Origin of the sequence: Sulfitobacter sp. AS92, assembly GCF_038900015.1 — a bacterium.
Classification (GTDB): Bacteria; Pseudomonadota; Alphaproteobacteria; order Rhodobacterales; family Rhodobacteraceae; genus Sulfitobacter.
In genome coordinates this window covers 574,345-588,259 of sequence record NZ_JBBMQL010000001.1, presented here as the reverse complement: position 1 = coordinate 588,259, position 13,915 = coordinate 574,345, and the positions used below count along the sequence as shown (strand labels likewise).

The window sequence follows — 13,915 nt, the reverse complement described above, 5'->3', positions numbered from 1 at the left end:
CCCTGAAAGGACCGACATGACCCTGATGACCTCTTGGGTGGAAAGCGCCAACAGCGCTGATACCGATTTCCCCCTCAACAACCTGCCTTACGGCGTTTTTACGACAAATCGGCTAGAGGCGCGCTGCGGTGTGGCGATTGGGGATCAGATCCTCGACATGGCCGCTTTGGAGGAAGAGGGCCTTATCACCCTTGCCGAAGATCCTGTGTTTGACGTGCCTTATTGGAACGATATGATGGACCTTGGCCCAGCGGCATGGGCCTCCCTGCGTGCGCGGCTGATTGAACTGCTCAGCGCCGATGCCGCCGAACAGGCCACCGTCGCGCCGCATCTGGTGCCGATGGCCGATGCCCGTCTGCACATGCCCATGATGGTCTCGGAATATACCGATTTCTACGCGGGCAAACACCACGCGACCAATGTCGGCACGATGTTTCGCGGGGCAGAGAATGCCCTGCCGCCGAATTGGCTGCACATTCCGATTGGGTACAACGGCCGCGCCTCGACCGTCGTCGTCTCGGGCACCGCGATCACGCGGCCCAATGGCCAGCTAAAAGCGCCCGATGCCGATGCACCGCATTTCGGCCCTTGCCAGAAGCTCGATATTGAACTGGAAATGGGCGCGATCGTCGGCACTTCTACTGAGATGGGCCAGCCGATCAGCGTCGAAGAAGCAGACGAGATGATATTTGGTTATGTCCTGCTGAACGACTGGTCGGCGCGTGATATTCAGGCGTGGGAATACCAGCCGCTTGGCCCGTTCCAAGCCAAGGCCTTCGCCACTTCGATCTCCCCTTGGATCGTGAGCCGCGACGCGCTTGAGCCGTTCCGCACCTCCACGCCAGAGCGCGAGAAAGAACTCCTGCCCTACCTGCGCGAAGAGAAACCGGGCCTCTATGACATCGACCTGTCGGTGCTGATCCAGCCCGAAGGCGGCGAGGCCGAGGAGATTGCGCGGACGAACTACCGCGAGATGTACTACTCCGCTGCCCAGCAGTTGACGCATCACGCCTCTTCGGGATGCGCGATGAACGCGGGCGATTTGCTCGGCTCCGGCACCATCTCAGGCCCCGAGAAATCGCAACGCGGGTCGCTGCTGGAACTGTCGTGGGGCGGCAAAGAGCCTATTACCCTGAAAGACGGCAGCAGCCGCAGCTTTGTCGAAGACGGCGACACGCTGACCCTCACCGGCCACGCGCAGGGCGACGGCTTCCGCGTGGGTTTTGGCACCTGCACCGGCAAAATTCGCCCGGCAATCGACTTTTCCTGAACACATGAACGCGCCCTGACCGCCAGGCAAACCAAGACAGAAGGACATCACATGGCCAAGCAATTCGCATCCCAAGGCGACATGACCGAAAAGGAAATCTCCTTCACCGAGGTCGGAGAGGGACTTTACGCCTTCACCGCCGAGGGCGATCCGAACTCTGGCGTCATCATCGGCGACGACAGCGTGATGATCATCGAAGCGCAGGCCACACCGCGTCTGGCGAATAAGGTCATTGAATGCGTCCGCTCTGTCACCGACAAACCGATCAGCCATGTGGTGCTGACCCACTACCACGCCGTACGCGTGTTGGGGGCGTCTGCATTTGGCGCGCAGCAGATCATCATGTCCGAAAAGGCCCGCGCTATGGTCGCCGAACGCGGGCAGGAGGATTGGGACAGCGAGTTCGAGCGTTTCCCGCGTCTGTTCGAAGGCCATGAAAGCATCCCCGGCCTGACATATCCCACCACCACCTTTAACGGGCGGATGAGTGTCTATCTCGGCAAACGCCGGGTCGACATCATGCAGCTTGGTCGCGCCGATACGGCGGGTGATGCGGTGATCTATGTGCCGGATCAAAACGTCATGTTCACCGGCGACATCGTCGAATACCACTCCGCCTGCTATTGCGGGGATGGGCATTTCCACGACTGGCCCGGCACGCTGGAACGCATCCGCGCCTTTGACCTTGATGCCATCGCACCGGGTCGCGGCGACGCGCTCATTGGCCGCGAGATGGTCAACGCGGCGATCGACAGCACCGCTGATTTCGTCCGCTCAACCTACCGCCCGGCAGCCCGCGTGGCCCTGCGCGGCGGCACGTTGAAAGAGGCATGGGACGCCGTGCGCGCCGAATGTGACCCCAAGTTCGGCGACTATGCGATCTATGAGCACTGCCTGCCCTTCAACGTCGCCCGCGCCTATGACGAAGCGCTCGACATCGACACCCCGCGCATTTGGACCGCCGCACGCGATAAGGAGATGTGGGAGGCGCTGTCAGATTGATGGACATGCTGATCGCGATCCTCAACGTGCTGTTGGTGCTGGCCTTGGCCTTTTGGGCCTATCTTGTCTTCGCCATGGTGATGGAACAGCGCCGCGACGCGGGACGGCGCAGTGGACAGGTTTTTGGCGGGTTGCGCGACGAGGGGCAGGCTTGGCTGCATTGGCTACGCTCTTCTGAGCAGCACAGAGCGCGTTGGCGGTTGGTCTGGGCGACGCTTACTCTGCTGGCCATACTTGCCGCCCGTGCGCTCGCGACCTAAGTGCGAAGGAGCCCATCGATGGCCTACGCCTACACCCCATTCCCCTACAGCCCGCCGCCCGGCCTCACCACGCCCGAGCCGCGGCATCCAGTGGTGATTGTCGGAGCTGGCCCCATCGGCCTGTCGATGGCGGTGGACCTGGCCATGCGGGGCGTGAGGTCCGTGGTGCTGGACGACAACAACGTGGTCTCCCTAGGTTCACGCGCGATCTGTTGGGCGAAACGGACGCTTGAGATTTTCGACCGTCTGGGCATCGGGGAGCGGATGCTGGAAAAAGGCGTGACTTGGAAAGTGGGCCGTCAGTTTCACGGCGACCGAGAGGTCTACAACTTCGACCTGCTGCCAGAGCCGGGCCATAAATACCCGGCCTTTGTGAACCTCCAGCAATACTATGTCGAAGAGTACCTTGTAGAACGTGCGCAGGATTTCCCCGATCTGATCGACCTGCGGTTTCTCAACAAGGTCACCGACCACAAAGGCTACACCGATCACGTCGAACTGACGGTTGAGACGCCGGACGGGCCATATACGCTGGAAACCGACTGGTACATCGCCTGCGACGGCGCAGGCTCCGCCACCCGCAAACGCATGAACCTGCCCTTTGAGGGTCAGACATTCGACGAGCATTTCCTAATCGCTGATGTGGAGATGGAAACCTCTCCCTTCGGCGATCATGACACGCCCGAGCGCTGGTTCTGGTTCGCCCCGCCTTTCCACAACGGCCAATCCGCCCTGCTGCACAAACAGCCCGACAATATCTACCGCATCGACCTTCAATTGGGGTCAGAGACCGACCCAAAGGCCGAGGCGACCGAAGAGAAGGTCGTGCCGCGCCTTAAGCAGATGCTGGGCGATGCGCCTTTCCGGCTGGACTGGATGAGCGTCTACAAGTTTCGCTGCGCACGGTTGGAGAAGTTCGTGCATGACCGCGTTATTTTTGTCGGCGACAGCGCGCATGTAGTCAGCCCCTTTGGCGCGCGGGGCGGCAATGGCGGGGTGCAGGATGTCGATAACCTTGGCTGGAAGCTTGCCGCCGTGGTTCATGGCGACGCACGACCCAGCCTGATCGAGACCTATGACATTGAGCGCGGCCATGGCGCGGATGAGAACATGCGCAACTCCGCCCGTGCGACGAACTTTATGACGCCAAAATCACCCATCGAAGCGCTGTTTCGCGATGAGGTGCTGACCCTTGCCTCAGAACATCCCTTTGCGCGCAAGCTGATCAATTCAGGCCGCCTGTCGCAACCCTGCTCTCTGGCGCACAGCCCGCTGCAAACCGCTGGCGACGCGCCGCTACGCCCCGGCAGCGCACTGATCGACGCGCCGCTGATCGGGGCGCGGGGGGACAGCTGCCTGCTGCGCGAAGTGCATGGGCAGTTCACCCTGCTGGCAGTCGGAGAGATTGCGGCCCCCGAAGTTCCAGGCGTTGACCGCATCGGCATCGGCCAATCCCATGACCGCTATCGCTGCTTTGAAGATCACCAAGGCCACGCGCAGCGGCGCTATGGCAGCGGGTTCCTCTATCTGCTGCGCCCCGATGGCCATGTTTGTGCCGTCTTTGATCAGCCCGACAGGGCCGCAATCGCCCGAGCCTTTGACCGCGCAAAAGGAGCCGCCGCATGATCCTTGATGACAATCTCGGGACCGAAGGCGATAGCGTTTATGCGGCCTTAATGGCCGCGCACGAAGGGCTGAGCGAAGCCGAAAGCCATTCCCTGAATGCACGATTGGTTCTGATGCTGGCAAATGAGGTCGGCGATCCCGCACGGCTTGAGGCGCTTTTTAAAGCAGCGCGCAGATTGACGTAAGCCGCTCGTCTGCCCAATATTTTCCATAAATATCCCGCTTGTCGGCCCGACATCCTGCGCTAGCTTTGTGTCCAACATCCCGCGACAGACTTGACGCAAGACGCCTGATCGGCAGACTAACACCCCGCGCCCATCTCAAGAGGCGATATAAACGCAGATCAACTGCATCACCTGGCCCGACCAAAAATCGGGATTTGCGGCGGCCCCGGCCACCGCGCCAACAGAGAGGAAAATCATGAAATTTTTGACACGCACCGGAAAACCGCTGCCGCAATCCGTGCTGAATTCAGCCGAGAACGCCAAGAAAGATCCCGTCAATAGGCGCGAGTTTCTAGCAATTGCCAGCGCCTTCGGGGCCACGTCCGCCACGGCCTACGCGATGCTTGGCATGGCTGCGCCTGCGCGCGCTGCAGCCCATGCCAACCTCAAAGAAGGCGGCACTGTGCGGATGCAAATGGAGGTGCGTGCTCTGAAAGACCCGCGAACCTACGACTGGTCGCAGATCGCCAACTTCAGCCGCGGCTGGCTGGAATATCTCGCGATTTGGGAAAATGACGGCACCTTCACCCCCGGCCTGCTGGAAAGCTGGGAGATCAATGATGACGCCACCGAATACACGCTGAACGTTCGCAAGGGCGTAAAGTGGAACGACGGCAGCGATTTCACCGCCCAAGACGTAGCGCGCAACATCGAAGGTTGGTGCGACAAGTCGCTCGAAGGCAACTCCATGGCGGGCCGTTTCGGCACGCTGGTCGACGAAGAGACTGGCAAAGCCATCGACGGCGCGATTGAAGTGGTCGATGACCACACGGTTAAGCTGAAGCTGCCAAAATCAGACATCACTTTGATCCCCGGCATGGCCGATTACCCTGCCGCAATCACACCCGAAGGGTTTGACCCAGATACCATGCTGGACAACCCCAAGGGCACCGGCCCTTACCTGCCGGAATCGCTCGAAGTGGGCGTGAAAAGCGTGCTGGTGAAGAACCCCGACCATACGTGGTGGGGCACAGAAGTCTTCGGTGGGCCCTACATCGACCGTCTTGAATACATCGACTATGGCACCGACCCATCCGCATGGATCGCCGCAGCCGAAGCCGAAGAGGTTGACGCATTCTATTCCATGGAAGGCGAATATATCGACGTCATGAGCACGCTCGACGGCTGGAACGAGAACGAAATCGCCTCTGCGGCGACCATCGTCATCCGCCCCAACCAGCTGGCCGAAATCGACGGCAAGAAGCCCTATGAAGACAAGCGCGTGCGCAATGCGCTGCAACTTGCGGTCGATAACGCCGTTCTGCTGGAACTGGGCTATGCCGGGCGCGGGATCGTGGCCGAAAACCACCATGTTGGCCCAATGCACCCCGAATACGCAGAGATCGAGCCGCCCAAGACCGACCCGGAGGCCGCTCGCGCGCTGATGGAAGAAGCCGGCATGGCTGACTACGAGCATGAGCTCTTCTCGATCGACGATGCGTGGCGCAAAGACACGACCGACGCCGTTGCGGCCCAGCTGCGCGACGCGGGCATCAAGGTAAAGCGGACCATCCTGCCCGGCTCGACCTTTTGGAACGACTGGGTGAAATATCCCTTCTCGTCCACCAACTGGAACGCGCGGCCCTTGGGCGTGCAAATCTGGGCGCTGGCCTACCGTTCGGGCGAGGCGTGGAACGAGTTTGGCTATGCCAACCCTGAGTTCGACGCGCTGCTTTCTGAGGCACTGGCCACAGCCGATGTCGACGCACGGCGTGAGATCATGGCCCGCGGGCAGAAGATGCTGCAGGACGATGGCGTCACGATCCAGCCCTACTGGCGCTCGCTCTATAACCACACCCGCGAGGGTCTGGTTGGCGCAGGTCACCACATCGGGTTTGAATATCACCCGGCGCGGATGGCTTGGGCAGAAGAGTAATCTACCACTAGCTAGAAACGCGAAAGGGCCGCAGCGATGCGGCCCTTTGTCTTTGTAGAGTGTAGCCTCAGCCGCCGATCAGGTCTTTCGCCATCATCATATGAACGCCCTTCTCACGGTTGACCGTCTGGGTGATCCGCAGATCCCCGGCCAGAGAGCACAGCACATAGGCGTCCTCGCGGCTGATGCCCGCGCGCTCTGACACCAGCGCGATCATGTCGCGCAGAGCCATCTCAGCGCAGCGGTCAAGGTCAGGGGCCATGCCCATGGTGATGACATGCGTCGGCGTCTCTGCCTGAGGATAGGAAAGCGTGCGGTCCTTCAGGACCGTCAGGCGAAAACGGCCTTGCAGCGCGGTCTCAATCGCGGTGACACAGACCTCACCGTCGCCCTGCGCGCCATGTCCGTCCCCGCAAGAGAACAACGCCCCTTCGTTGAACACTGGCAGGTACAGCGTGCTGCCCGCGACCAGTTCCTTGTTATCAAGATTACCACCATGCTTGCGCGGCTCAATGGTGGCGATCCGGCCCCATTCGGGCGGTGGAGCCACGGCCATGACGCCAAAGAACGGGGCCAAGGGCAGTTCCAGCCCCCAAGGCAGCCGCGCGATGCCCCGCTTTGCGTCAAGCGGGATGTTTGTGTGATAGCTCTCATTGAAATCCTGCGGCAGCGTGCCTGCCAGTGGGCGAATGAAGTTATACCCCCAGTCTTGCCGCAGCGCGACATCAAGGATATCAACCTTGAGCACATCACCGGGCATCGCGCCTTCGACGGCCACCGGGCCGGTCAGGATGTGACCGGGCAGCGGCGGCGGGCCAGCGTTGTGAATGTCGTGAAGTTCGGGCGGCACATGGAAGCCTTCAGGCGGCAGGCAATTGGCTGCGCCGGAGACGGTGTTGATGATCACTTCCTGCCCGCTTTTGATCGTCAAAGCGGCCGGGCGCGCGGCTTCAAAATATCCCCAATGGCAAGTCTCGGGTGCTGCATTAAGTGTCGCGGTCATGAATTTGTTCCTTCGTTCGCTAGAATACCTTCGATCAACACCTGAACCCGCAGCGCCTCTTGTGGCGTGGCAAGCCGGTTTGGCTTGCCCGCGATCAGCAACGCCATATCGTCAAGCTGCGCTTTAAGGCTGCTCGCGCGGGTATCGGTGGGGGCGGAATTGGTGGGGGCGAACTCTTCACCGGTGGAGACCGTATCAATCGCAAACTCAGAGATGCGGCGGCTGGCTGTCGCCCCTTTTACCGTCACTTCCTGCCGATCTGGCTGCGCGCCGCCGACAGAGCCGAGGATCGAAACCGGCAGCCCTTTGGCATTGACCAGCCGTGCGGCCACGTGGGTTTCGCAAAGTTCGTCATCTGGGTATTCGGTATGAGCCCATTGCAGCGTCAGCGGCCCCAGCACCCGTTCGCTGAGGAACAAGAAATGCGAGATCACCTCGCGGGTCATCCCCCCCTCAGCGGCAAAGCGCAGCCAGTTCGCATCGCGCTGCCACGCGCGGGGCCACGCGGGATAGGTCACAATGATATCGATGCCGCAGAGGTCGCCAAGCGCGCCTTCGTCGATCGCACGCGAGAGATCGGTTAGCGCCGCCCCTGCCGCTTGGGTGAAGTTGACCGCCACAGGCACGCCTACAGCTTCCAACTCGGCCACCAGCGCGCGGCTTTCGGCGATATCCACGCCGAGAGGTTTTTCAAGAAATATCGCCTTGCCCGCAGCGGCAGCTTCGAGAGCATAGGCTTTGCGGGGCACCGGGGGGCAGGCGAGATAGACCAGATCGACATCGGCCATCGCCTCAGAGGCCGTGGTAGTCAACGCCGCACCGGGCGCGATGGCACGTGCAGCCTCGCAGGCGTTAGGGTTCGGATCCCACATGGTGGCGACCGTGAATTCAGGGTGCAGCGCCATGTTCTCGGCCATGCGCCGGCCCATGATCCCCAATCCGATTACCGCAGTCCTGATCGCCATCTGAATCTCCCTCATTTTACAGCGCGATAAGACGCTGCATTTGGGGGAACTTCAACTGCGCCCGAGGCGCTTGTTTTAGGCGAGGTCGGCGCGCACCAAAGGCTCGATCACGCGGGCCAACTCTTCCGGCGCAGATTGGCTTTTGAACACATCAGCGATGGTGAAGACGCAGGTGAAGGACCCCTCAAAGCACAGCACCCCATTCTGGCGGGCCTTCATGCCGAAGGTGATAGACTTGTTGCCCAGTCGGGTCGGGTAGGTCTCACACATCAGCTTGTGGCGCGGGGTAACCGGGCTGCGGAAATCCATCGAAAGGTTCACGAAAGGCGTGCCGATGTTGCGGTCGATCTGAAGCTGGAACCACCCGTCGCCGTCGAAATGCGCCTCCCACCACGCGTTGATCGCATCGAGCGCGAAATAGGGCAGCCGCGCGGTATAGGCGATCTGCGCCGGGTCACAATCGCCCCAGGTGACGTTGATCTCGTGAACGAAGTTTTCCGTGGTCATAAGGCTGCCTTCATCTGCTCAGGCCTACGCAGTGCCGCGCGGGACGTTGGCTATCTTCTATCCCTTCCAGCACGGCGTGCAACCCGAGGGCAAACAGCACACCAAAAGTCGAATGTTCATATGAAACAAGGGAGAGGATGGTGGCGTTACCTGGATTTGAACCAGGGACCTAACGATTATGAGTCGTTCGCTCTAACCAACTGAGCTATAACGCCGTGGCGCGTCGGATAAGACAGCTTCGCATTGGGGTCAAGGGCGAAAACCGGATCATCGTGATTTTGCCTTATAAAAATGCCGCGACGCCGCGTGCCGCTCAAGACGGCTCCCCTCAGTGCGCGGGCGCCGAGACCACATCCAACAGCGTACGCCCGCCGTCGATGGTCATAATCTCACCCGTCATAAAGCCCGAGCTTTCGGCGGCGAGGAACTGAACAGCCTCACAAAGCTCATTCGGCCCCGCAATGCGGCCCAGTGGCGTATGTGCGCGTATGTCCTCGCGCCAATCGCGGTTGTCGGCCACAGCTGCGCGCAGCGACGCGCTCATCACCGATCCGAAGGAGATCGCGTTCACCCGTATCCGATGCTGCGCCAGTACCAGCGCCAGAGAGCGGGTCATCTGCTGCACACCCGCCGAGGCGATGGCATAGCCCATCATATCCGGCTGGTGCCGCTGTGCCGCGATGGAGCTGAGGTTGATGATCGACCCCACCTGCCCCTCGGTCTGGCCTTCGGCCTGTTTCATCATGCGCCGCGCGACCTGCTGCGACAGTTGCAGCGCTGTCATCAGGTTCTGCTGCAACAGCGTCTCGACAGAGGTGTCGTCAACATCCAGCGGATCGGTCGGCATCACCTGCCGCGAGGCGTTCACGAGGATGTCGACCTGATCGTATGCGTCGATGGTCGCTGAAACGAGATTGGCAATGGTCAGCCGCTGGCGCAAGTCGCCAGCGAAAACGCGGATGTTGCCCTCATCCGGGGTATCGCCCAACTCCTCCATCAGCTTTTTCTCGTTGGAGTCAGCACACATCACATTGGCGCCCCGGTCGGCCAGATGTCGGGCAATGGCAAGGCCGATGCCGTCTGCCGCGCCTGTGATAATGGCTGTTTTGCCGGAAATCGAGAAAGACATCGGGATACCCCCTAAAGGCTTAGCGGCGACGGGTCAGCGGGCGGGTGGCGTGGAACAGTTTGAACCGCGCATCGCCCCCAAGCTCCGCCACCTGCGCAAAGCGTTTTTTCAGTTCCGCCTCATAGGGCAAATGCCGATTGGCAACCATCCACAGGTCACCCTGTCCCGACAGCATACGCGCGGCGGCGGCAACAAAGGCCTGACCGATCTGCGGCTCGGCGGCGCGACCGGTGTGGAAAGGCGGGTTCATCACGACGGTGTCCATCCGGTGCGGCGGCTGCCATTCGGTGGCGTCCTCCCAATGAAACACGGCGCGGTCGTCGGTCACATTATGGCGTGCGCATTCCAATGCCAGATGCCCCGCCTCGACCAGATGCACCGTCTTCACCTTGGGCCGCGTCAAGATATGCGCCGAAAGGAACCCCCAGCCCGCGCCCAAGTCAGCCACTTCGGCCCCAAGGTTATCGGGCAGCACATCGACTAAGAGCGCCGAGGCCAGATCAACCCCATCCGCCGAAAAGACCCCCGGCGCGGTCCAAAAGCCTGCTTCGGTCTGGGCCGGGCCCGCTTCCCAATCGGTGAAAAAATCGCTGCCGCTGGCATCGATCCAGTAAAGCTTGCCATGTGCCTTTGAGATCGGCCCCTGAACCGTCACCCGCGCGCGCATCTCGCGCAGGATCGAATCCGCGCCATCGGTCTTTTGTCCATCGACCACCACCGGGCCGTCGCTCACCGCGCAGGCTTGGGCGATCAGCGCGCGGGCCTCGTGTTTGGCGCGTGGCAGGCAGACAATCGCGGCGGCATAGCGCCCCTCGACCGAATGCGCAGCGTCGTAACCGCGGGCGGTCCAAGCATCATAGGCAGGCTTGAAATCGTGGATAATCTTGCAACGATCCACCGGCAAATCGGCCAAATCAGCATCAACGGGGGGTTGAAATACGGCAATCGTGCCTGTTTCGGGCAGTTCCAGCCCACCGCCGTTCAGGGCCAGTTCCAGTCGCGGATCAATCACGTGTTATTCTTCTTTTTCCATAGTGCATTGCAGCGGATGCTGGTGACGCCGGGCGAAATCCATCACCTGCGCCACTTTCGTCTCCGCGATCTCGTGACTGAAGACGCCAACCACGGCCAGACCTTTTTTGTGCACGGTCAGCATGATCTCAAACGCCTGCGCGTGGTTCAGGCCAAAGAACCGCTCCAGCACATGCACCACGAATTCCATCGGGGTGAAATCATCGTTCAGCAGCATCACTTTATAAAGCGGCGGGCGTTTGGTCTTGGGACGCGTCTTGGTCAACAGCTCGGTGTCGTCGCCGTTTTTCGGGCCATTGGCCATCATCAACCAGCCCGGCGCGGGCCGGTCTGCTACCTGGATCGTCCAATCTGCTTTCACGTCGTCACGGTGCATTGCTGCTCCTGCGGCTGGGGGTAAGCTTGTTCATCGTGCAGCCGTCTATATAACCCCTGAACCAATTTAGGAAAGAGGCAGCACATATGAGCGGGGTACTCACCACCATCGGTTTCGATGCGGATGACACATTGTGGCATAATGAGCGCTACTTTGCACTCTCCCATGACCGTTTTGCAGCCCTTCTGGCAGAACATAGTGAACGCGACCACCTGATGGCCCGTCTGCTGGAGGCCGAGCGGCGCAATTTGCCGCATTATGGCTACGGCATCAAAGGCTTCACCCTGTCGATGATCGAGACCGCGATCGAGGTGACAGACGGCAAAGTTCCTGCTGAGGTGATCAACGATCTGCTCGCCGCCGGGCGCGAGATGCTAGCCCATCCGATTGAACTGCTGCCCCATGTAGAAGACGTGTTGGAAACCCTGAAGGGCCAATATCGGCTGATCGTGGTGACAAAGGGCGACCTGCTAGATCAAGAACGCAAACTGGCGCAATCAGGCCTGCGAGAGATGTTCGATGCGGTCGAGATCGTCTCTCACAAGACTGAAGCCGCCTATCGCCGCATTTTTGAGCACCATGGCGAAGGGGCCGCGCAGGGGCTGATGGTCGGCAACTCTCTGGCCTCAGACGTGCGCCCGATGATCGAAGCAGGGGGCTGGGGCGTTTATGTGCCGCATGATCTGACCTGGGCAATGGAACATGCCGAACCGCCAACCAATTCGCCCCGTTTCGCTGAAATTAGCGATTTATCGGGGCTGCCAGAGGCGTTGAAACAGATCACCTCGGGGTGAGTCGCCAGCGCTCGGGTGGCGATTGTAAGTCCACCCCGCATCCGCCCAGTTGCCGCCTAAATCACGCCTTATTCCCGCCTTATTCCCGCTTATAGTGGGTGATCGTGAACAAGCCTCTACATATTGGAGGAGAGATCCGTCATTTTTTCACCTGTCCTTAAGATTCGACGGCTTCCGCGAAGCACCCTCCTGTGCTACCTTTAAACCAATCAAAAAATGGTCAGTCGAAAATCGGCGACTCGAGGCAGTAAAAAAGGCAGGCTAACATGAAGGCTCGGCGCATTCAGCCGGCCCGTTACGGGCTATTTCTATTCGCAGCATTCTGGGTTTTGGTCATCTTACCGCTCAGCGCCATGGCCGCGCCTTACGCCGCATATGTTATCGATGCCCGCACCGGTAAAGAAATTCACGCAGAGAACGCCGACACCCGCCTGCACCCCGCCTCCCTGACCAAGATGATGACGCTCTACATCGCTTTTCAGGCGGTAGAGCGGGGGGAGCTTTCCCTCGATACCCAAGTCACCATTTCCCAAAACGCTGCATCTGAACCCCCCAGCAAACTGGGGATGCGCCCGGGCCAGAAAATCGCCCTGCGCTACCTGATCCGCGCCGCCGCCGTAAAATCAGCCAACGATGCCGCCACTGCAATTGGCGAAGCCATTGAGGGCTCTGAGGCCGCTTTTGCCCGCCGGATGAACCGCACCGCCAAACAGCTCGGCATGACGCGGACCACCTTTAAGAACATGCACGGGCTTACCGAGAACGGCCACCTCTCTACCGCGCGCGATATGACAGCCATGGGCCGTCATCTGCTTTATGATTACCCGCAGTACTATAACCTCTTCTCGCGCATCACCGCCGATGCGGGTGTACGCAAAGTGTCCCACACAAACCGCCGGTTCCTGGGGTCGTACAAAGGGGCCGACGGGATCAAAACAGGCTACACCCGTGCTGCGGGCTTCAACCTGACCGCTTCGGCAGAGCGTGGCAATGAGCGGATCATCGTCACCGTGTTTGGCGGAAATTCCACCGCATCGCGCAACGCCAAAGTGGCCGAGCTGATGGACCTAGGCTTCCGCCGCGCGCCCTCCTCTGCCCCACTGAGCAAGCCCGTCCCGCCGGTCTATGCTGATGTCGAAGACGCGCCCGCCGCCCCCGGTGCCGCGGGCAAGACGATCCGCCTTGTGGGGGCCGTCACGACCTCCAAACGCCCCCAGCTCCGCCCCCGTAACGACGTCGTTGTCGTAGCAACCGCCACAGCGCCTGAAGCAACCAGTGTCGTTTCAAACAGCGACATCACGGCGGCGCTGCGCGAAGCGGTCCAAACCGCCCCACCGCCGCCAGCCGCGCCTGCTACTGCGCCGCAAAGCAAAGACGCGGAAATCGTTATTGCATCGGCCCAAGCGTCTGCCCGCCCCGAACCACGCCCCAAGGACGTGACATTGGCCGTGCAACAAGCAGTTGAACAGGAAATCGTGACCCGTGTCTCAACCTCTGGCAGCCGCCATTGGGGGGTAAACGTGGGCCGCTTCCCCAGCCGCTATGCAGCCGAGAAAGTACTCCTGAAAACCGCCCTGGCCGAGATGTCGACCCTAGACGGCACCCTGCGCAAAGTGGTGCAGCGCCCACAGGGCTATGACGCAAACTTCCTTGGCATGTCGCGCGAAAGCGCTGATCTAGCATGCCGCCGACTGGCTGCACGCAATGTCAGCTGCTTCATGATTGGGCCAAGCGAAGGCTGAGGCCCACAACCCACACACAAGCGCCGCCCGACCCATCTTCATCCTTTTAAAAATACCCGCGGGGGAATCGCGCCCCCGGCGCGATGGGGGCAGCGCCCCCGCTACCTCT

General features: G+C 60.7%; 14 protein-coding genes and 1 tRNA gene. 8 read left to right on the top strand and 7 right to left on the bottom strand.

Annotation, left to right across the window (positions count from 1 at the left end):
- Window positions 1-16 precede the first annotated feature (16 nt).
- From fahA to WNY61_RS02850, 6 genes are all read left to right on the top strand, one after another.
- Complete coding sequence (gene fahA / locus WNY61_RS02875; RefSeq protein WP_342849937.1) at window positions 17-1,270, top strand: fumarylacetoacetase; 1,254 nt, start codon at window positions 17-19, stop codon at window positions 1,268-1,270.
- Window positions 1,271-1,321: 51 nt separating this feature from the next.
- Window positions 1,322-2,272, top strand: coding sequence for an MBL fold metallo-hydrolase (locus WNY61_RS02870; RefSeq protein ID WP_342849936.1), 951 nt, complete (start codon window positions 1,322-1,324; stop codon window positions 2,270-2,272).
- On the top strand, window positions 2,272-2,532 hold the full coding sequence (locus WNY61_RS02865; protein WP_342849934.1) for a hypothetical protein: 261 nt from the start codon (window positions 2,272-2,274) through the stop codon (window positions 2,530-2,532). Before WNY61_RS02870 ends, WNY61_RS02865 begins: the two co-directional genes overlap by 1 nt.
- Window positions 2,533-2,550: 18 nt before the next feature.
- Entirely contained in the window at window positions 2,551-4,158 is a 1,608-nt protein-coding gene (locus WNY61_RS02860; protein WP_342849933.1) for an FAD-dependent oxidoreductase, read from the top strand.
- Entirely contained in the window at window positions 4,155-4,343 is a 189-nt protein-coding gene (locus WNY61_RS02855; protein WP_342849932.1) for a DUF2783 domain-containing protein, read from the top strand. The genes WNY61_RS02860 and WNY61_RS02855 overlap by 4 nt, the downstream gene beginning before the upstream one ends.
- Window positions 4,344-4,578: 235 nt before the next feature.
- Window positions 4,579-6,258 (top strand): ABC transporter substrate-binding protein, encoded by a 1,680-nt coding sequence (locus WNY61_RS02850; RefSeq protein ID WP_342849931.1) that lies wholly within the window; start codon window positions 4,579-4,581, stop codon window positions 6,256-6,258.
- A gap of 67 nt (window positions 6,259-6,325) precedes the next feature.
- Here WNY61_RS02850 and WNY61_RS02845 read toward each other — a convergent pair whose 3' ends face one another.
- The 7 genes from WNY61_RS02845 to clpS form a co-directional block, all read right to left on the bottom strand.
- Entirely contained in the window at window positions 6,326-7,261 is a 936-nt protein-coding gene (locus WNY61_RS02845) for an acetamidase/formamidase family protein (protein ID WP_342849929.1), read from the bottom strand.
- Complete coding sequence (locus WNY61_RS02840; protein ID WP_342849928.1) at window positions 7,258-8,226, bottom strand: Gfo/Idh/MocA family oxidoreductase; 969 nt, start codon at window positions 8,224-8,226, stop codon at window positions 7,258-7,260. Before WNY61_RS02840 ends, WNY61_RS02845 begins: the two co-directional genes overlap by 4 nt.
- Before the next feature lie 75 nt (window positions 8,227-8,301).
- Entirely contained in the window at window positions 8,302-8,733 is a 432-nt protein-coding gene (locus tag WNY61_RS02835) for a thioesterase family protein (RefSeq protein ID WP_342849927.1), read from the bottom strand.
- A gap of 138 nt (window positions 8,734-8,871) precedes the next feature.
- Window positions 8,872-8,948: transfer RNA gene (locus WNY61_RS02830), tRNA-Met, on the bottom strand.
- Between the two features lie 113 nt (window positions 8,949-9,061).
- The gene (locus tag WNY61_RS02825) at window positions 9,062-9,862 is read right to left on the bottom strand and encodes an SDR family oxidoreductase (RefSeq protein WP_007118080.1); all 801 of its coding nucleotides are present in this window, start codon (window positions 9,860-9,862) and stop codon (window positions 9,062-9,064) included.
- Window positions 9,863-9,881: 19 nt separating this feature from the next.
- Window positions 9,882-10,874, bottom strand: a complete 993-nt coding sequence (locus WNY61_RS02820; RefSeq protein ID WP_342849926.1) for a class I SAM-dependent methyltransferase — start codon at window positions 10,872-10,874, stop codon at window positions 9,882-9,884.
- 3 nt (window positions 10,875-10,877) lie between these two features.
- Window positions 10,878-11,198, bottom strand: coding sequence for an ATP-dependent Clp protease adapter ClpS (clpS, locus tag WNY61_RS02815; RefSeq protein WP_342849995.1), 321 nt, complete (start codon window positions 11,196-11,198; stop codon window positions 10,878-10,880).
- A 158-nt stretch (window positions 11,199-11,356) separates the two neighbouring features.
- Between clpS and WNY61_RS02810 the strand changes: the two genes are divergently transcribed.
- Both WNY61_RS02810 and WNY61_RS02805 read left to right on the top strand, forming a co-directional pair.
- Entirely contained in the window at window positions 11,357-12,064 is a 708-nt protein-coding gene (locus WNY61_RS02810; protein WP_342849925.1) for an HAD family hydrolase, read from the top strand.
- A gap of 266 nt (window positions 12,065-12,330) precedes the next feature.
- Window positions 12,331-13,806 (top strand): D-alanyl-D-alanine carboxypeptidase family protein, encoded by a 1,476-nt coding sequence (locus WNY61_RS02805; RefSeq protein WP_342849924.1) that lies wholly within the window; start codon window positions 12,331-12,333, stop codon window positions 13,804-13,806.
- Window positions 13,807-13,915: the final 109 nt, after the last annotated feature.

Excerpts from the sequence above, each read along its gene's own strand:
- WNY61_RS02840 (WP_342849928.1), bottom strand. The coding sequence starts at position 8,226 with ATGGCGATCAGGACTGCGGTAATCGGATTGGGGATCATGGGCCGGCGC.
- WNY61_RS02855 (WP_342849932.1), top strand. The coding sequence starts at position 4,155 with ATGATCCTTGATGACAATCTCGGGACCGAAGGCGATAGCGTTTATGCG.
- WNY61_RS02850 (WP_342849931.1), top strand. The coding sequence starts at position 4,579 with ATGAAATTTTTGACACGCACCGGAAAACCGCTGCCGCAATCCGTGCTG.
- WNY61_RS02860 (WP_342849933.1), top strand. The coding sequence starts at position 2,551 with ATGGCCTACGCCTACACCCCATTCCCCTACAGCCCGCCGCCCGGCCTC.
- WNY61_RS02805 (WP_342849924.1), top strand. The coding sequence starts at position 12,331 with ATGAAGGCTCGGCGCATTCAGCCGGCCCGTTACGGGCTATTTCTATTC.
- clpS (WP_342849995.1), bottom strand. The coding sequence starts at position 11,198 with ATGGCCAATGGCCCGAAAAACGGCGACGACACCGAGCTGTTGACCAAG.
- WNY61_RS02835 (WP_342849927.1), bottom strand. The coding sequence starts at position 8,733 with ATGACCACGGAAAACTTCGTTCACGAGATCAACGTCACCTGGGGCGAT.
- WNY61_RS02845 (WP_342849929.1), bottom strand. The coding sequence starts at position 7,261 with ATGACCGCGACACTTAATGCAGCACCCGAGACTTGCCATTGGGGATAT.
- WNY61_RS02870 (WP_342849936.1), top strand. The coding sequence starts at position 1,322 with ATGGCCAAGCAATTCGCATCCCAAGGCGACATGACCGAAAAGGAAATC.
- WNY61_RS02825 (WP_007118080.1), bottom strand. The coding sequence starts at position 9,862 with ATGTCTTTCTCGATTTCCGGCAAAACAGCCATTATCACAGGCGCGGCA.
- WNY61_RS02865 (WP_342849934.1), top strand. The coding sequence starts at position 2,272 with ATGGACATGCTGATCGCGATCCTCAACGTGCTGTTGGTGCTGGCCTTG.
- WNY61_RS02810 (WP_342849925.1), top strand. The coding sequence starts at position 11,357 with ATGAGCGGGGTACTCACCACCATCGGTTTCGATGCGGATGACACATTG.
- fahA (WP_342849937.1), top strand. The coding sequence starts at position 17 with ATGACCCTGATGACCTCTTGGGTGGAAAGCGCCAACAGCGCTGATACC.